Raw genomic sequence first — 17,890 nt, forward strand, 5'->3', positions numbered from 1 at the left:
CCGCGGGTCCGGGACAGTGGGGACCGCTGCAACGGCGGTTCTGCATCCTGCGGGACAGCGAGGACCGGTGCGCTCCGAGGGCCGCGGTCCCCGCTGTCCCGCAGGACGCACGCGGACCGGATTGGCGGTCCTGAGTGTCCCGGACCGCAGGGGCGGCGCACAGGGCAAGGCGTAGGGAATGCCGCAGGGCAAGCCGCAGGGGGGGACCGCTGGGTGCTCCGCGGCTCGCACCAGCACCCGGCCGCGCCCGGTCCCACCCCACAACGACGGCGGCCCCTCACCCGATCGGGTGAGGGGCCGCCGTCGCGTTCAGTGCATCACGCGGAGGTGATGTCATCCTCCGGGGTCTGGGTGACCTCGGGGGCCGTCGTCTCGCCGGAGTCGGTCGAGCCGTCCGTCGAGCCGTCCGTCGAGCCATCGGTCGACCCATCCGAGTCGCCCGCGGTCGCGTCCTCCGACTCGCTGACAACCGGCTCCCCGCTGATCTCCGCCTCGGCGGCCAGCGCATCGGCGATCGCGGCCGCGAGGCGGTCCTGCGCCTCGCCGTACGCCGCGAAGTCGCCCTCCGCGAGCGCCGCCTCCCCGTCGAGGATCGCCTGGTTGGCGCGGTCGAGCGCGTCGCGGAGCGCCTCCTCGGCGGCCACGTCGCCGGAGCCGGAGCCGGTGCCGTCATCGGTCGAGCCCGACCCGGTGCCGTCGTCGGTGGCCCCGTCGTCGGCGCCCGCACCCGGGTCCTCCACGGGCTCTTCGGTGCCCTCGGACGCACCCTCGCCGAACACCTGGTCGAGCGCCTCGCCGAGCGTGTCGGCGAAGCCCACCTGCTCGCCGAAGGACACGAAGACCTTGCGCAGCAGCGGCACGCGCGTGCCCTGGCTGGCCTGAACGTACACGGGCTGGACGTACACCAGCCCGCCGCCCAGCGGCAGCGTGAGCAGGTTGCCGTTGATGACCGTGGTCTCGCCCTGACGCAGCAGGTTCAGCGTGGTCTGCGCCTCGGAGTCCGAGTTGAAGTTGTTCTGCACCTGGCCGGGGCCGGGGATGGTGGTGTCACGCGGGAGCTCGAGCAGCCGCAGCGTGCCGTAGTCCTCCGCGACCTCGCCGTCGGCGTTGCCGGTCTCCGAGTTCACCGCCAGGTATCCGGTGAGGATGTTGCGCGGGTTGTTGCCGCCCTGGATGAAGTTGGTGGTGAGGGAGAACGACGGCTCGTCCTGTTCCGGCATCTGCAGGGTCAGGTAGTACGACGGCTGACGCTGCGTCGAGTCGTTGGGGTCCGCCGGCACCTGCCAGAAGTCCTGACCGGAGTAGAACGACGCCGCGTCCTCCACGTGGTAGTTCTGCAGCTGGTAGCGCTGGATGGTGAAGAGCTCCTCCGGGTAGCGCAGGTGGCTCATGAGGTCGCCCGAGATCTCGGACATGGGCTTCATCGAGGCCGGGAAGATGCCCTGCCAGGTCTGCAGGAGCGGGTCCTCCTCGTCCCAGACGTAGAGGTTCACCGAGCCGTCGTACGCGTCCACGGTCGCCTTGACCGAGTTGCGCACGTAGTTGAGCGTGGTGCCCAGCGGCGAGGTCGACTCCGGCGCGAACAGCGAGGACGACTGGATGGGCGCCGAGTACGGGAACTGGTCGGTGGTCGTGTAGCCGTCGACCACCCACACCACGCGACCGTCGACCACCGCGGGGTACGTGGTGGAGTCGAGCTGGAGGTACGGGGCCACGCGCGCGACGCGCTCGAGCGGGTCGCGGTGGTACAGGATCTGCGACTCCGACGTGACGCGGTCGGAGAAGAGGATCTGCTCCTCGCCCAGGCGGATCGCGTACATCAGCTTCTCGAACAGGTTGCCGATCGACGGGCCACCGTCGCCGGCGTAGGTGGTGTTCACCTGACCGGTCGCGGAGTCGTCGTCCGGGTAGTCGAGCTCCCACGGCGTGGTGCCCTCGGGGGCGCCCACAATCGAGTAGTCCGGCAGGGTGCGGCCGAAGTAGATGCGCGGCTCGTACTCGCCCAGCAGCCCGGTCGAGGGGATGCCGCCCTCGTAGAAGCGCGGCTGACCGTCCACGGTGGTCTGGTTGCCGTACGCGGCGACCACGCCGAAGCCGTGGGTGAACACCGTGTGGTCGTTGACCCAGTTGCGGTTCTCGTCCGACAGGCCGTCAAGGTTGAGCTCGCGCACCGCGATGACGGTGTCCTGGTGTTCGCCGTCCAGCTCGTAGCGGTCGACGTTCAGGACGGAGTCGAAGTTGTAGTACTGCTTGTTCTGCTGCAGCTGCTGGAACGCCGGGGCGACGATGTTCGGGTCGAGCAGGCGGATCTGCGCGGTGGTCTCCGCGTCGCCGCGCAGCGCGTCCGCGTCGGCGTCCACGCTGGCCCGGTACGGCGTGACCTCGTAGTCGTCGAGGCCGTACGCGAACAGCGTCGAGTCGATGTTGCGCTGGATGAACGGCTCCTCGAACTCCTGCTCGTTGGGCGACACCTGGAAGCGCTGGACGATCGCGGGGTAGATCGAGCCGATCGCCACGGCGGACAGCACCATGAGGCCGATGCCCACGGCGGGGATCCGCCAGTCTCCGCGCCAGATGACCACGAGGAAGACGAGCGCGACGAGGATCGCGATGCCGGCCAGGATCGAGCGCGACGGCATGATCGCGTTGACGTCCGTGTAGGAGGCGCCGAAGAACTTCTCACCGCTCGACGTGAGCAGCCCGAAGCGGTCGAACCAGTAATTCGCGGCCACGGCGAGCATGACGATCGCGCCCAGGATCGCGAGCTGGATGCGCGCGCCCTTCGACGCGACGAAGGACCGGCCCGAGCCGGAGATGCCGCCGTACAGCAGGTGCACGAACGCCGCGATGACCGTGCACAGGATCGCGAGCGACATCACCAGCGTGATGAGCAGGTTGATGACGGGCAGGGTGAAGACGTAGAACGACGCATCGAGGTCGAACTGCGGGTCCGTGACGCCGAACGGCTGCTGGTTGAGCCAGGCGAGCACGGTCTCCCACTGTGCGGACAGCGCGAGGCCCACGATGATCGCGACGACCACCGGGAGCACCAGCATCGCGGCGCGCTCCAGTGGCGCGATCTGCTCGCGCAGCTGGTCGAGCTGGGTGCGTCCGCCCGTGCGCGCGGGGCGCACCCGCTTGGCGATCCACAGGTTGAGCCACACCGCGGCACCGGCGATGGCCGCGCCCGCGAGGAACAGCGCGATGCGCGCGATCCACTGCGTGCGCCACACCTCGGTGAAGCCCAGGTGGTCGTACCAGACGATCTCCGTCCAGAGGTTGGCGGTGGCGATGGCGGCGAGCACCAGCACACCGACCACCACGGCGGTGATCGCGAGCGGGGAGCGCCGCCTGGGCACCGGGGCCGGTCGCACCGGGCGGGCGAAACGGTCGTCGTCGAACGTCACAGAAGGTCCTTCTCTTGCGTCAAGGGAACTGGGTCAAGCCTGCCACAGTCAGCAGGACGGGAAGCCGGTGGTCTCGCCGACGCCGATGCGCGTGATGGCGTCGTACGCCTCGTCGAGCGTGTCGACGGCGACCACGGTGAGGCCGTCGGGCACGTTGCCCGTCACCTCGGAGCAGTTGGAGGCGGGCGCGAGGAACCATTCGGCCCCGGCGTCGACCGCCCCCCACAGCTTCATGCGGACGCCGCCGATGGCGCCCACGTCGCCGGCCTCGTTGATGGTGCCGGTGCCGGCGACCAGGGCGCCCGCGAGCTCGTCCTCGGGGGTGAGCCGGTCGATGATCCCGAGCGCGAACATGAGCCCGCCGCTGGGCCCGCTCACGTCGTCGATCGCGACCGTGAGGTCGATCGGGAGTTCGTAGTCGGGGGTGATGACGATGCCCATGAGGGGCACGCCGTTGCCGCCGTCGATCGTGGCGAACGTCTCGGTGACGCGCTCGCCGTCGCGGTCGACGGTCACCTCGATGTCGTCGCCCGGCGCGCGGTCGCGCACGGCCTCGGTGAGGCCGGGCAGGGTCGTGATGTCCACGCCGTCGATCGCGACCAGGACGTCGTCCTCCTCCAGCAGGCCCTCCGCGTTGGAGTCGGAGGAGACCTGCACCACCGTGATGGTGGCGGGCACGTCGATGCCGAGCGTGTCGAGCGCCGCCACGGTCGCCTGGTCCTGCGAGGAGATCCACGCCTGCGCGGCCTGCTCCTCGACCAGCGCCTCCTCCTCCGGGGTGCCGAAGACCTCCTCCTGCGGCACCACGTAGTTGCGCTCCGAGGCCCAGCCCACGAGCACGCGGCCGAGCGTGAACGGCTGGCGGCCCGCGGCGGACACCGAGACGGTGGTGAGGCGCAGCTCGCCGGACGCGTCGTACGTCGGGGCGCCCTCGATCGCGACGATCGGCTCCCCGTCGACCTCGCCGAGCGTGTCGAAGGTGGGGCCCGCGCCGCCGATCGCGTACGGGGCGGGCAGCACCGTGAGCCCGGCGATGAGCACGCTGGCACCCAGCCCGGTGAAGGACATCACGGCCGCGCGGCGGGACGATGCACCGCGCGTGTCGGGCGCGGTCGGCGAGGCATCGGTGGTGGTCACCGGGCCATTGTCCCGCACTCGCGGGCGGTCAAGGCGCGGCATTGCTGGTAGCGAAAGGGGGGATGCCCCGGCCGCGTCCTTCGTTACCGTGGTGGGGTGCACGCACTCCGCGTGCGTGCGTGCGAGGAGAGAACGTGACCGACGAGTCGACGCCCTGGATGAGGCTGCTGCGTGAGTTGTTCGGGGACGATGCGGAGGCCGCCCTCGAGGAGATGAAGCGGATGGGCGTGGATCCCGACCAGCTCGCCGCCACCTCGGGCCTCGCCGCCAACCCCGCGATGATGGACCACGTCCTGCGCCAGATGCGCGCGCTCGTCACGCAGTCCGACGGCGAGGACGTCAACTGGAAGCTGGCCCACGACGTGGCCCGCGGCGTGGCCGCGCAGGGTGGCGATCCGACCGTGACCGCCGCGCAGGCGAACGCCCACCGCGCCGCCGTGTCCCGCGCGGAGCTGTGGCTCGACGCGGTGACGTCGTTCGACCCCGCCCGCCTCCAGCCGCGCGTGTGGAGCCGTGCGGAGTGGGTCGAGGCGACGCTGCCCACGTGGAAGACGCTCGCCGGCCCGGTCGCCGTCTCGGTGTCGAAGGCCCTGAGCGGCATCCTGGGCGACGCTCCCCTGCCCGACGATCTTCCCGGCGATCTGCCGGGCGGCCTGCCCGAGGGCCTCGACGCCCCCGGCGGATTCGACCCCCGCGCCCTGCTGCGCACCGTCAGCCCCACCGTGTGCGGCATGCACATGGGCCAGGCGGCGGGCGAGATGGCGCGTCAGGCGTTCGGCGGCACGGATCTGGGCATCCCGCTGCTGTCGGAGCCGCGGGTCGCGCTGCTGCCGCGGGCGGTCGCCGAGTTCGCGGAGGGCCTCGAGATCGACGAGGACGACGTGCGCTCGTACCTCGCGCTGCGCGAGGCGGCCCACGTGCGCCTATTCGGCGCGGCACCCTGGCTGCCCGGGCAGCTGCACGCGCTCATCGGCCGCTACGCCTCGGGCATCACCATCGACCTCGAGGCGCTCGAGGAGGCCGTGCGCGACGCGGGCTTCGGCGACCCGGAGAAGCTCCAGCAGGCGCTCAACCGCGGCATCTTCGCCTCGCACCACACCGACGAGCAGAAGGAGACCCTCGAGCGCATCGAGACGCTGCTCGCCCTCATCGAGGGCTGGGTCGACGACGTCACGGTGCGCGCGGCCGCCCCCCACCTGCCGCAGATCGGCCCCATGCGGGAGATGATGCGGCGGCGCCGTGCGGCCGGCGGCCCCGCCGAGGACACGTTCGCCAACCTGCTCGACCTCGAGCTGCGGCCGCGCCGCATGCGCGACGCGAGCGCGCTGTGGGCCGCCCTCGCCGCCCAGGCCGGCCCCGAGGACCGCGACGCGGTGTGGTCGCACCCCGACCTGCTGCCCACGTCGCAGGACCTCGACGACTGGCGCGGCTGGGTCGACCGCCGGGTCGCGGGAGAGCCCGCGGACGACGTCGATCGGGAGCTCGAGCGGCTCCTGAGGGGCGACGCGCCCGACGAGTCCTGACACGCGGGGCGCCCGCGTGCGCACGAACGGCCCGGTTTTCCGCTTACGCTGAGTCACGACGGCCCCGCCGGGGCTCGAAGTACGTGCGGCGCGCCCCCTTGCGCGCCGATGAGCAAAGGAGAGCCGAATGGCCGACAAGTACCAGGGCGAGTTCTACTGCGTGAAGTGCAAGACCAAGCGTGAGGCCGAGGGCGACGTGGTCGTCTCGGAGAACGGCCGCCGCATGGCGAAGGCCACCTGCCCCGAGTGCGGCACCAAGCTGAACCGCATCCTCGGCAAGGCGTAACACCCCCCGACCTCCAAGGGCCGGCACCCGCACGGGTGCCGGCCCTTGTCGTACCTGGTGGTGCCCGGCACCGGCGCCGCCACCCGGCCACCCGGCCCGCAGGTGTCCCGCCCGCCTGTGGACAGCCGGGGCCGGGGCCGATGCCCGTGCCACCGTGGGTGGATGCGGCCACGCGCGGGTGTCCCCGTCCTGTGGCGCGGCGACGGGACCGCGCAGGTGGGGCTCGCGCGCCCGGTGACGGTCCCCCTCGCCGCGGCGGCGCGGCTCGCGGACCGCGGGGCCCCCGTGGATCGCGCCCTGGCCGCCCGGCTGCGACGCTCGGGCCTGGTCGAGACGGCAGGGGACGATGCGCGGGCCGGCCTGGCCGACGCCCGCGTGCGCGTGCGGGGCCTCACCGAGGCGGGGTCGCTGGCCGCGCTCGCCCTCGCCCGCGCCGGGGTGGGCACGCTGAGCCTCGTCGACACGCCGTGGCGCGTGGGCGGACCGACGGGCACGAACGGCGCGCCGCGCCCCACCGACCCGCCGTCGCCCTCCCCCGGCGCGCGCGTCGCCGAGGCCGCCCGGCTCCTCGCCGCCCTGGCGCCCGCGACCCACGTCGAGCTCGACGACTCCCGCGAGGTGGACGCCGAGCTCGTCGTCGCGATGGCCGCGGTCGCCCCGGAGCACGTGCATGCCCTCGACGTGACCCGCACGCCCCACGTCGCGCTCCTCACCGACGAGGCAGGCGCGCACGTGGTCCCCGTGCGGCCCGGCCGGGACCCGTGCCTGCACTGCCGGGACCTCGCGCTCACGGACGAGGACCCGGCGTGGCCCGTGCTGGCGCGCCAATGCCTGTTCCGCCGCCCCCGGGTGGACGCCGCGACGGCGGCCACCGCATCGTCCCTCGCCGCCGCGTCGCTCGTGGCGCTGCTCGCCGGCGGCCCGGCGCCGGCGTGGCGCGTCGAGCGCGGCCTTCCCGCGCCGCACGCGACGCGCCTGCATCCGCGGTGCCGGTGCACGGCGGGGTAGGCCCGCGCGCAGGGCCCGCTGCCCGACTCAGTGCGCGGCGACGATCTCCAGGATGTCGAGCCCGTACTTGTCGAGCTTCGAGGCGCCCACGCCGCCCACCTGGGCGAGGTCGCCCAGCGTGCCGGGCCGACGCTGCGCGATCTCGACGAGCGACGAGTCGACGAGGACGGTGAAGGCGGGCTTGGAGGTCTCCTGCGCGATCGCGAGGCGCCACTTCTTGAGCGACTCGAACAACCGCAGCTCCTCGGGCCCCAGGTCCGCGAGCTGCGAGGACGCGGACCGGCGCTGCTGGCGCGCGGGCCGCGCGTCGGGCCACTGGCGCTCGAGGAAGCGGGTGCGCTTGCGGGTGCCGCGGCCGCCGGCCTTGCGCGAGCGGGCGAAGCTGAGCGTGAGGTGCTCGCGGGCGCGCGTGATCGCCACGTAGAGCAGGCGCTTCTCCTCCTCGACGGCCTCGGGGGTCTCCGCGTGGGTGATGGGCAGCAGCCCCTCCGAGCAGCCGATGATGAACACCGCGTCCCACTCGAGGCCCTTCGCCGCGTGCATCGACGTGAGCGTGACGCCCTCGACGGCCGGGGCGTGCTGCGCCTGCGCGCGCTCGGCCAGGTGCTCGACGAACTCGCGCAGGGTCGCGCCCGCCCCGACGTCCGTGGCGAGGTCGTCGGCCAGGTTCACGAGCGCCTGGAGCGCGTCCCAGCGCTCGCGGACGGCGCCGCGCGCGGCGGGGGGCTCCTCGGACCAGCCCAGGTCCATGAGCGTCTCGCGCACCCGCTCGCCCAGCGGGCGGTCGTCGGCGGCGACGGCGGCGCCGCGCAGCAGCACCACCGCGCGCTTGACCTCGTCGCGGTCGAAGAACCGCTGCCCGCCGCGCACCAGGTAGCCGATGCCGTGCTCGGCCAGCGCCTCCTCGACCGCCTCGGACTGGCTGTTCATGCGGTACAGCACCGCGATCTCCGAGGCGGGCACGCCCGCCGCCATGAGCCGCGCGATGCCGGCGGCGACGCCCTGGGCCTCCGCCGCATCGTCCTCGAAGGCCTTGTAGTCGGGGGCTGGGCCCGACGGGCGCTGGGCTTGCAGCTCGACGCCCGTGGACGCCGCGCCGCGAACGTGCATGAGCTCGTTCGCGAGGCGCACCACCTGCGGGGTCGAGCGGTAGTCGCGCACCAGGCGGACCTGGGTCGCGTCCGGATAGGTGCGGCCGAAGCCCAGCAGGTGGCTGGGGGTCGCGCCGGCGAAGGAGTAGATGGTCTGCGCCGGGTCGCCCACCACGCAGAGCTCCCGCCGCCCGCCCAGCCAGCGGGTGAGCAGCTCCTGCTGCAGCGGCGAGACGTCCTGGTACTCGTCCACCACGAAGTGGCGGTACTGGCGGCGGATCTGGTCGCCCACCTCCGGGAAGCGGGTGAGGATGTCGACGAGCAGCAGCAGGATGTCCTCGAAGTCGAGCGCCACCGCGTCCGTCTTCGCGTCCTCGTACGCGCGCATGACATCGACGACCTGCGCCGGCGCGAGGCCGGCCGGGGCGGGCCGGCCCAGCCGGGCGATCTCCGCGGCGTAGTCGGACGGGCTCACCAGCGACACCTTCGACCACTCGATCTCGGAGGCGAGGTCGCGCACGGCCATGCGGTCGGGGTTGACGCCCACCGCGTGCGCCGCCCGGCCCACCAGCTGCGCCTTGTGCTCGAGCAGGCGCGGCATCTGGCCGCCCACGGCCTCGGGCCAGAAGTAGCTGAGCTGGCGCAGCGCGGCGGCGTGGAAGGTGCGCGCCTGCACGCCGGCGACGCCCAGGCCGCGCAGGCGCTGGCGCATCTCCCCCGCCGCGCGGGCGGTGAAGGTGACGGCGAGCACCGACTGCGGAGCGTAGGCGCTCACCCGCACGCCGTAGGCGATGCGGTGCGTGATCGCACGGGTCTTGCCCGTGCCCGCGCCGGCGAGCACGCACACGGGCCCGTGCAGGGCGGTGGCGACCTCCCGCTGTTCGGGGTCGAGGGCGTCGAGGATCTGGTCTGCGGACATCCCCGCCATTGTCTCAGGGGCCGCCGACACTCCCGCCGGTCATCCCCCGTCGCGCCCGTCGCATCTGGGCGCGGAGCGCCCGGGGACGATGCGCGGTCGGGTCAGACGTCGACCGGACCGTCCGCGCGGGGCTCGGGCAGCGGGCCGCCGTACCAGTCCTCGAGCATGCGCCGGGCGACCGAGCCCTTGGGCGCGAGCACGATCTGGCCGTCGCCCACGAGCCCGGGCACGTCCTCGCGCGCGACGAAGCGCGCCTCGGAGATCTCGATCCCGTCGACCGTGACGTCGGCGGAGGCGGCGCGCGCCCGGAACGCGACCATCACCGAGGCGGGGAATGGCCACGGCTGCGAGCCCAGGTACTCGAGGTCGGTGAGGTCCAGCGACGCCTCCTCGGAGACCTCGCGGTGGACGGCCTGCTCGAAGGTCTCCCCCGGCTCGACGTATCCGGCGAGGTGGGAGAAGCGCCGCGGCGACCAGTGCGAGGCGTGGGCCAGGAGCAGGCGGTCGTCGGGATCGGTGATCGCGACGATGATCGCGGGGTCCGTGCGCGGGTAGTGGTCGCGGCCGCACGGCTCGCAGCGGCGCACCCAGCCGCCCTGCGACGGCTCGGTGGGGACGCCGCACAGCGAGCAGCGCGGGTGGGTCGCGTGCCACGCGGCGATCGCGACGGCCGTGGTCGCGAGCTCGTGGTCCCGCGCGCCCTCCACGCCGCGGTCCCAGAAGCCGGCGAGCAGGTCGCGCAGGCCGCGCATGCGGTCCCCGCCGATGCCGTCGTAGTCGGAGCCGAACGAGGCGTCGACCGGCACGAGCCCGACGAGCGGACGGTCCCGCTCCCGCCCCAGGTAGATGCGCAGCGAGGCCTCGGGCTGGTCCGCCGGGGCCAGCTCGACGAGCCTTCCGTCGGCGGCGAGCACGCGACCGTCGCGGACGACGATCGCGTCGCAGGCGTCGAGGTCGACCGCCTCGCGGCCGGCCGCATCGCGGTCGATGATCATGGGGACGTCGAGCGGCCACGGATTCCTCACCCTTGCACCGTACCGCCGGGGGCGCGGGCGCGGCACGCAGGCCGTACGGCGTGGAGCGTGGCGTCCGGGACCATTGGGCTCTACGGTGAGCCTGTGCCACGTTCACCGCTCGCGCTCGCCGCTCTGGCGTCCGTCGCCGTGCCCGGGCTCGACGTCTACGACGTCCTGCGCAGCCCCCACGCGGACGCGGACTTCGACGTGGTGGTCGTCAAGGACGCCACCGGCACCCGGTGGATCGTGCGCGCCCCCAAGCGCGCCGCCGCGGGCGCCGCGCTCGAGGCGGAGAAGGGCCTGCTGTCCGCCCTGGGCCGCGCCAAGGAGGCGGGGCTGGTCACGTTCGACGTGCCGCATCCCGTGGGCGCCGCCGAGGTCTCGGGCGACGAGGGCCGCGCGATCGTCTACACCGAGGTGCGCGGCGCGCAGCTGATGCTGCCCGCGCTCGAGCCGGGCCCCGGCCTGGCCGCCGCGCTCGGACGCACGCTCGCGCAGATCCACGAGCTTCCCATCGCGCTGGTCGAGGACCAGGGACTGCCCTCGTACACGGCCGACGACTACCGTCAGCGCCGCCTCGCCGAGCTCGACGCCGGCATCCAGACCGGGAAGGTGCCGCCGCGACTCGCGGACCGCTGGGAGCACCAGCTGGAGAACGTCTCCTGGTGGCGCTTCGACCCGACCGTGGTCCACGGCGACATGGGCGAACACCAGATCTTCATCGCCGACGGCGACGTCGTGGGCATCGTCGACTGGATGGACGCGCGCGTCGCGGATCCCGCGGACGACCTCGCGTGGCTGGTCGCCGCCGCGCCCGAGGACGTGGTCGACTCCGTCCTCGAGGCGTACACCATGGCCCGACGCGAACTGCGCGACCCGCACCTGCTCGACCGCGCGCGCCTCGCGTCGGAGATGGCGCTCATGCGCTGGATGATGTTCGGCGTGCGCACGGACAACCCGGACGTGGTCGCCGACGGCGAGGGCATGCTCGCCGACCTCGAGGCGCTGCTCTTCGAGGACTGACCCCCAGGGCGAGGACTGACCTCCAGGGCGAGGACTGACCCCCGGGGCGGCTGCCCGCCGTCAGCCCGCCGCTCCTCCCCGCACGAGCTCCTCGATCTCCTCGCGCGTCGCCAGCCGCTCCGGGCTCGCGGTGACCCCCGCGCCCACGTAGTGGAAGGCGGCGTCCACCTCGTCGACGTCCACGCCGGTCCACTCCGCCCACGCGAGCCGGTAGACGGCCAGCTGCACCTCCCGCGCGGCCCGCTCCTCGGGGTCGCGCGGCGGCCGCCCGGACTTCCAGTCGACCACCGTCACGCGCTCGAGCCCGCCCCCCGGCGGGAACACCGCGTCGATGCGCGAGCGGACGGTGACGCCCGCGACGGGCACCTCGACGTCGACCTCCACGTGCGAGGGCGTGCGTCCCGCCCAGGGGCTCGCCTCGAACGCCTCCTTGAGCGCCTCGAGGTCGGCGTCGTCCTCGCCCGGGCCCAGGTCGTCGAGCTCGAGCAGCGGCACGTGGCCGTACCTCGACTCGATCCACGCGTGCAGGCGGCTGCCTCGCTGCGCCGCCGGGGTGGGCTCCGACGGCAGCGGCCGTCGCAGCTGCGCGATGAACGCGGCACGGTCGCGCCGGAGCGCGACCAGCGCGGAGGTGCTGAGGTGCGCGGGCGTGTCGACCTGGCCCACGGCGGCGGCGCGCTCCGCTCGCTCGGCGAGCATCGCCGCGATCCGCGGTCCGTGCGGCAGGGAGTCCCAGCCCTCCCCGTCCGCGGGGGACGCGGCGAGCTCGTCACGGACCTGTGCCGCGAGCTCCCGGCGCGCGAGCTGTGCGGGCGTGGGCGCCGCGGGCCAGTCCGCCTCCCGCACGTGCGCGTCGACCGTGGCGCCCTCCTCGGGACGCGGCGCCCAGTCCGCGTCCGACACGAGGCCCCGCTCGACCAGTTCGCGCAGGTAGATGGACGGCTCCCGGGCGGTCTTCCCGCCCGCGTACCAGGAGCCCGACAGCAGCACGTGGGAGCGGGCGCGGGTCACCGCGACGTAGAACAGCCGCCTCTCCTCGTCGACGCGGTGCTCGCCGCACTCGCGCTCGAAGTCCCCGATGGTGGCGCTCAGCCCGGCGTGATCCGCCGCCTCGCGCCAGCACCACTCGGGCAGGTCCGCGCGGTCGAGCCGCAGCTCGTACGGCAGCTCGATGCCGCCGCGCCAGCCGGGATCCGTGTAGTAGTCACGGTTCTTGGTGGGCGCGTTGACCTTGGGGAAGTGTCCGTCCACCAGGCCGGGCACGGCCACGACGTCCCATTCGAGGCCCTTCGCGGCGTGGACGGTGAGGATCTGCACCGCGCCGGGCTCGGGATCCTTGACGGGCATCTCGAGCCCGCCCTCCTCGTCGCGCGCGGCCTCGAGCCACGCGAGGAAGGCACCGAGGGTCGCCCGGTCCGCGCCGGCGGCGAACTGCCGGGCCGCGTCGACGAACGCGTCGACGTTGCGGGCCGCGCGTCCGTCGGGGCGGGCGACGGCGGCCTCGATGTCGAGGCCCCAGGCGCGCTCGGCCGCGAGTACCAGCTCGGGCAGGCTCAGATAGGTGCGCGTGCGGATCGCCTCGACCGCCGTCTGCAGCCGCGCGAGCCGCTCCCGGGCGGCCTGGGTGAGGGAGCGGCCGTCCCGCGAGCACCAGCCCGCCGGCGGCGGGGACGCGAGCGCGTCGACCAGGCTCGCGTCGTCCTCGCGCTGGTCGCGCGGGCCGGCGAGTTCGCGCGCCCAGTCGTACAGGGCGGCGAGGTCGCGGATGCCCAGCGCGAGCCGCTCGGAGGTGAGCAGCCGCATCGCGGCGTCGCCGCGCGACGGGTCGTGGGCGACCTCGAGGAGCGCGACCAGGTCCGACACCTCCGGGGTGTCCACGAGACCGCCGAGGCCGACCACCTCGTAGTCGATCCCGGCCTCCGCGAGCGCCTCCACGATGGGCCCGAACTGGACGCGTCGGCGGCACAGGACCGCGGCCTCGTACGGCTTCTCGCGTGCCGGAAGCTCGGCGAGGCGCGCGCGCAGGTAGGCGACCACCGCGTCGGCCTCCGCGACGTGATCCGCGGCCATGAGCGCCTCGACGCCCGGCGCGGCGCGGACCGGCTCCGGGGTCCCCAGGTACTCCGACCGGGACCGCAGCGGCAGCACCTCGACCCGGGAGCCCTCGCGCAGCGGCGCCGCCGCCGCGTTGGCGGCGGCCAGGACCGGGCCCTCGTTGCGCCACGACACGGACAGCGTGGCCTGCACGACGTCGCGGCCGTGCGCGAACTCGTCGACGAACATGGGCAGCGCCGACTCGGAGGCGCCGCGGAAGCCGTAGATCGCCTGGTTGGGGTCGCCGACGGCCATGACGTGGCGCTCCGCGCCGAACAGCTCCGCGAAGAGCCGCAACTGGCCGGGCGACGTGTCCTGGAACTCGTCGAGCAGGATGGCGCGGTAGCGGCCGCGCTCGGTGGCGCGGACCGCGTCGAGGCGCGCGAGCTCGGCGGCGTAGGCCACCTGGTCCGCGAAGTCGAGCTGCGACGCGTCGCGCTTGCGGCGCTGGAACTCCTCTGCCAGCTGGGACACGGCCGCCAGGGTGCGCAGCTTCGCGATGTTCTTGGCGTGCCCGTTGGGGGTGCCGTTGCGGGTCTCGAGCGGGCCGGGCCGGTCGTCGTCGGCCTTCTTGGGCAGCGCGGCGAGGGCCTGGTACGACTGCTCGGCCCAGCGCCGCAGCCGCGTCGGCGTGCACGCGTGGTCGCGCAGCTGTCCCGCGAGCTTCGTCACCGCCTTCGTCACGGTGCTGACGGCCGCGTCCGTGTCGAGCGGACCGCTCCACGTGCGCGCCACGTCGTCCGCGAGCTGCCACAGGGCGGCCGCGGTGAGCGTGGTCGCGTCGGGGTCGATGCCCAGGCGCAGCCCGTGCTCGGCGACCAGCTGGGCCGAGTAGCCGTTGTACGTGGACACGGACGCGGGCGGCCGCGCGGGGTCCTCGCCGAACACGGCGGCGATCCGCTCCTCCGCGCGCTCCGCGATCTCCGCCGCGGCCTTGCGGGTGAACGTGAGACACAGGATCTCGTCCGGCGTGATGGGCGTGCCGAAGACCTCCTCCGCGTGGTCGAGGAGGTACACGATCCGCATGGACAGGGTCTCGGTCTTTCCGGAGCCCGCGCCGGCCACCACGAGCATGGGGTCGAGCCCGGCACCGATGACCCGCGCCTGCTCCGGGGTGGGCGGCCGGCCGGGCGTGAGGATCTCCGCGAGTTCCTCGATCGGGCGTGCCCGGCCGGGCACCAGCCCGTCGTCGAGCGCCTGGGCGGTCATCCGTCCGTCACCTGCCTTCCGCTGGGCCACGCCGGGCACGATCGCCGCACCGGGCACGAGCCGCAGCGCTCGTTCGTCTGGGCGCGGAACGTGGCCCGCGCCATCTGGTCGACCGCGTCCGCGAGGCGCACGGTCTCCTTCTCCACGTCGATGGGGTCCTGGTCGCGCGGCGAGGCGCCCTGCGTCGCACCGCCCACGTACACGAGGGAGGCGCCCGACGCGCCGTCGACGCCGCGGAAGGCTCCGTGGGCGGCCGCCAGCTGGTACATCGCGAGCTGCGCGTGCTCCTGCGCGGCATCCTTGGACACCGCGGTACCGGTCTTGAGGTCGACGATGCGCGCCTCGCCGCCCGCGATCTCCACGCGGTCGGCGCTGCCGGAGATGTACGCGCGCCCCACCTCGACGCCGAACCCCTCCTCCACCCGCACCTCGTCGCAATGCACGGATGCGACATAGCCGGCGAGTCGGCGGATCATCCCGTCCGCGCGCTCGCGCAGCAGCAGGTCGGGCCAGGTGCCGCCGCCGCCCATCTCGGACCAGCGTGCGTCGAGCGCCGCCGCGAGCTGGTCGTGCGTACCGGCCGGGAGCTCCGCCGCGATCTCGTGGACGAGCGTGCCCAGGGACTGCTTCTCGCTGCTCGCGGCCTGTCCTCCGACGGACTCGAGGGCCCAGCGCAGCGGGCACGTCTCCAGCGACTCGAGCCGCGAGGGCGAGACCCGGATGCGCATGTCCTCGTCCCACATCCCCACCTCCGTGGAGGGTCCGGGGACGCCGTGCCAGTCGTCGGGGTCCGCGCCCGCGATCTCGAGCCGGGTGAGCCGCGCGAGCAGGCGCGCGTGTCCGTCGCGGTCCGCCGCCGGGAGCGCGGCCGCCTCGGCCCGCACCGCCGCGACCGCCGCGCGCAGGTCCGCCACCGGCGGGGCGGCGTCGGCCCGCTCGGCCGACACCTGGGCCGCCGCGCCGGCCCACGCGAGAAAGCGCGAGGGGCGCTCGTCGTCCCCGTCCACGCACGTGAGGATCAGGCGGCGCCGGGCGCGCGAGGCGGCCACCGCGAAGGCGCGGGTCTCGTCGTCCAGCACCGCGCGGCGCGCGGAACGCGCCGCCGCGGCGCGGCCCGCCTCCGGGATGGGCGCGCGCTCGGCGCGGCCGGCGAGCACGTCGGCCAGGTGCTGGGCCCCGAGGACGCTGTCGCGCAGGCGCAGGTCGGGCCACACGCCCTCCTCGAGGCCGGCGACCACGACGACGTCCCACTCCCGGCCCGCGGCGCCGGCGGGGGTCGCGAAGCTCACGGTGTCGAGGGCCCGGGCGCGCGCGCCGAGCGAGTCGACGGCGAACTCCTGACCCTCGAGGTGCTCGATGAAGGACGTCACCGAGGAGCCGGGCATGCGCTCGGCGTAGAACTGGGCGGCCTTGAGCAGCGCGATGACCGCGTCGAGGTCGGCGTCGTCCCGCGCGGAGCCCGCGAGCGCCGCCGCGCGCCAGGCCTCGGCGACCCCGAGCGCCTCCCACACCGCCCAGCCGATGGCGCCGGGGGTGGCGTCCGGGAGCGCCGCCGCGGCCGCGCCGGCCGCGATCGCCCGGGTGGCCCGGGCGGCGGCCCTGGCCTCGGGGGTGGCGAGCCCGGCCCACAGCGTCGCGTCGTCGAGGGCGGCGGTGAGCAGCTCTCCCGAGGAGCGGTGGCCCTCCTCGAGACGCTCCTGGCGCACGAGGGCCCGGCGCAGGCGCCGCAGCGCGACCGGGTCGAGCCCGATGAGCCGCGATCCCAGGAGTTCCGCCGCCGCGTCCTCCTCCCAGGGCTCGGCCTCGCCGCGGGCCACCGCCGCGGCTCGCCGCATCATGGTCAGCAGCGGCGCGATGGCGGGCTCGCGGTGCAGCGCGGTGCCCTCCCCGAGGGTCTCGCACGGGATGTCCATGGCCGCGAGGTCGGCGCGCAGCTCGCGCAGCCGTCCGGTCGAGCGGGCGATGACGGCCATGCTCCCCCACGGGGTCTGCGGCCCCGTCCCGTCGCCGTGCCGGGCCGCGCGCAGCTCCGCGGCGACCGCCCGCGAGTGGGCGTGGCGATGGGCGGCGGTGAGGATCCGCACCTCGCCCGCGGCGGGCACCGGTTCGACGGCCGTGCGCGCGGACCCCTCGCCCAGCACGCCGATCCGACCCACCGTGGCCGCGGTCACGGACGCGAGCGCGCCGGACTGACGGTGCCCCGGCCCGAGCCGGACCAGCGTCGCGCCGAGCCACCCGGGCCCCACCGCATCGGCCAGGATCGTGGGCATGGCGCCCCGGTATCCCTGCACCGACTGGTCGGCATTGCCCAGCAGCACCAGGCGCGCGCCACGCGCCGCGAGGGCCTCGAGCAGGCTCCTGCCCGCCGCGGTGAGGTCCTGCGCATCGTCCACGATCACCAGGTCCCACGGCGGCGCGGGCGCGTCGCCCGCCCGCAGCGCGGCGGCCGCCTGCGCCACCACCACCGCGGGGTCGTAGCGCGCACCCTGGTCGGGGGTGAGCGCGCGCCACAGCAGCTGCTCGTCGTACTCGGCCATGACGACCGCGGCGGCGGCCCACTCGGGCCGGCCCACGTCGCGCCCGAGCGCCGCGAGGTCGTCGGGCGCCAGCCCGGCCTCGCTGGCGCGCATGAGCAGGTCGCGCAGCTCCGCCCGGAAGCCGGGCAGCCGCGTCGCGTCCTCCGGGATCACGCCCGCCCAGTCCGGGCGCGCGCCGATCCCCCGGGCGTGACCCGCGAGCAGCTCGCGCAGGATCTGGTCCTGCTCCGCGCCCGTGACCAGCACCGGCGGCGGGTCGCCGGCGGCCGCGGCCCGCGCGGCGAGGACCGCGTGCGCCGCGGAGGCGGCCGTGCGCACCACGGGGGCGCCCACGGGGCGGTCGAGCAGGAGCGACACGCGGTCGCGCAGCCGCGCGGCCGCGTCGCGCGTGGCCGCGAGCACCAGGAGCCGCGACACGTCCGTGCCCCGCCGCGCCGCCTCGACCGCGACGGCGGCGGCCACCGTGGTGCGGCCGGAGCCGGCGGGACCCACGATCACGACGTGGCCCGCGTGGCCGGGCGAGCCGGGGCGCAGCGCGGCCTCGACGGCGGCGTGCTGGTGCGCGTCGAGGGTGGGGACGGCGTCGGCGCCGCGCGGCGGTCGCAGGGTGAGCCCGGTCATGGGTCCATCCCACCAGACC

Annotated in this window: 10 protein-coding genes; 4 read left to right on the forward strand and 6 right to left on the reverse strand. The window is 74.8% G+C overall.

The window, feature by feature from the left end:
- Positions 1-317 precede the first annotated feature (317 nt).
- Together AOM03_RS08680 and AOM03_RS08685 are read right to left on the reverse strand one after the other, a co-directional pair.
- Positions 318-3,407: a UPF0182 family membrane protein gene (locus tag AOM03_RS08680; protein ID WP_082092279.1), complete on the reverse strand. Its 3,090-nt coding sequence runs from the start codon at positions 3,405-3,407 to the stop codon at positions 318-320.
- A gap of 48 nt (positions 3,408-3,455) precedes the next feature.
- Positions 3,456-4,544, reverse strand: coding sequence for a YlbL family protein (locus AOM03_RS08685; protein WP_062380400.1), 1,089 nt, complete (start codon positions 4,542-4,544; stop codon positions 3,456-3,458).
- Positions 4,545-4,678: 134 nt separating this feature from the next.
- Between AOM03_RS08685 and AOM03_RS08690 the strand changes: the two genes are divergently transcribed.
- From AOM03_RS08690 to AOM03_RS08695, 3 genes are all read left to right on the forward strand, one after another.
- Positions 4,679-6,067, forward strand: coding sequence for a zinc-dependent metalloprotease (locus tag AOM03_RS08690; RefSeq protein WP_227589943.1), 1,389 nt, complete (start codon positions 4,679-4,681; stop codon positions 6,065-6,067).
- 127 nt (positions 6,068-6,194) lie between these two features.
- Positions 6,195-6,353, forward strand: a complete 159-nt coding sequence (locus AOM03_RS12875) for a DUF5679 domain-containing protein (protein WP_169746423.1) — start codon at positions 6,195-6,197, stop codon at positions 6,351-6,353.
- Between the two features lie 162 nt (positions 6,354-6,515).
- Positions 6,516-7,361: a hypothetical protein gene (locus AOM03_RS08695; RefSeq protein WP_062380402.1), complete on the forward strand. Its 846-nt coding sequence runs from the start codon at positions 6,516-6,518 to the stop codon at positions 7,359-7,361.
- Between the two features lie 27 nt (positions 7,362-7,388).
- On the opposite strand, the gene AOM03_RS08700 is transcribed toward AOM03_RS08695, so the two are convergent.
- Positions 7,389-9,371, reverse strand: coding sequence for an ATP-dependent helicase (locus AOM03_RS08700; protein ID WP_062380404.1), 1,983 nt, complete (start codon positions 9,369-9,371; stop codon positions 7,389-7,391).
- A 101-nt stretch (positions 9,372-9,472) separates the two neighbouring features.
- Positions 9,473-10,396 carry an NAD(+) diphosphatase gene (gene nudC, locus AOM03_RS08705; RefSeq protein ID WP_227589944.1) on the reverse strand — a complete coding sequence of 308 codons (924 nt, stop codon included), beginning with the start codon at positions 10,394-10,396 and terminating at the stop codon, positions 9,473-9,475.
- 93 nt (positions 10,397-10,489) lie between these two features.
- Between nudC and AOM03_RS08710 the strand changes: the two genes are divergently transcribed.
- On the forward strand, positions 10,490-11,410 hold the full coding sequence (locus AOM03_RS08710; protein ID WP_062380408.1) for a phosphotransferase: 921 nt from the start codon (positions 10,490-10,492) through the stop codon (positions 11,408-11,410).
- Positions 11,411-11,470: 60 nt separating this feature from the next.
- On the opposite strand, the gene AOM03_RS08715 is transcribed toward AOM03_RS08710, so the two are convergent.
- Positions 11,471-14,743, reverse strand: coding sequence for an ATP-dependent helicase (locus AOM03_RS08715; protein WP_227589945.1), 3,273 nt, complete (start codon positions 14,741-14,743; stop codon positions 11,471-11,473).
- The gene (locus AOM03_RS08720) at positions 14,710-17,871 is read right to left on the reverse strand and encodes a UrvD/REP family ATP-dependent DNA helicase (RefSeq protein WP_062380412.1); all 3,162 of its coding nucleotides are present in this window, start codon (positions 17,869-17,871) and stop codon (positions 14,710-14,712) included. The genes AOM03_RS08715 and AOM03_RS08720 overlap by 34 nt, the downstream gene beginning before the upstream one ends.
- Positions 17,872-17,890: the final 19 nt, after the last annotated feature.

It is taken from the genome of Demequina pelophila (genome assembly GCF_000971175.1).
Lineage (GTDB): Bacteria > Actinomycetota > Actinomycetes > Actinomycetales > Demequinaceae > Demequina > Demequina pelophila.

Bases quoted from the DNA above. Each gene is read 5' to 3' on its own strand.
- AOM03_RS12875 (WP_169746423.1), top strand. From the start codon at position 6,195: ATGGCCGACAAGTACCAGGGCGAGTTCTACTGCGTGAAGTGCAAGACC.
- AOM03_RS08695 (WP_062380402.1), top strand. From the start codon at position 6,516: ATGCGGCCACGCGCGGGTGTCCCCGTCCTGTGGCGCGGCGACGGGACC.
- AOM03_RS08700 (WP_062380404.1), bottom strand. From the start codon at position 9,371: ATGTCCGCAGACCAGATCCTCGACGCCCTCGACCCCGAACAGCGGGAG.
- AOM03_RS08720 (WP_062380412.1), bottom strand. From the start codon at position 17,871: ATGACCGGGCTCACCCTGCGACCGCCGCGCGGCGCCGACGCCGTCCCC.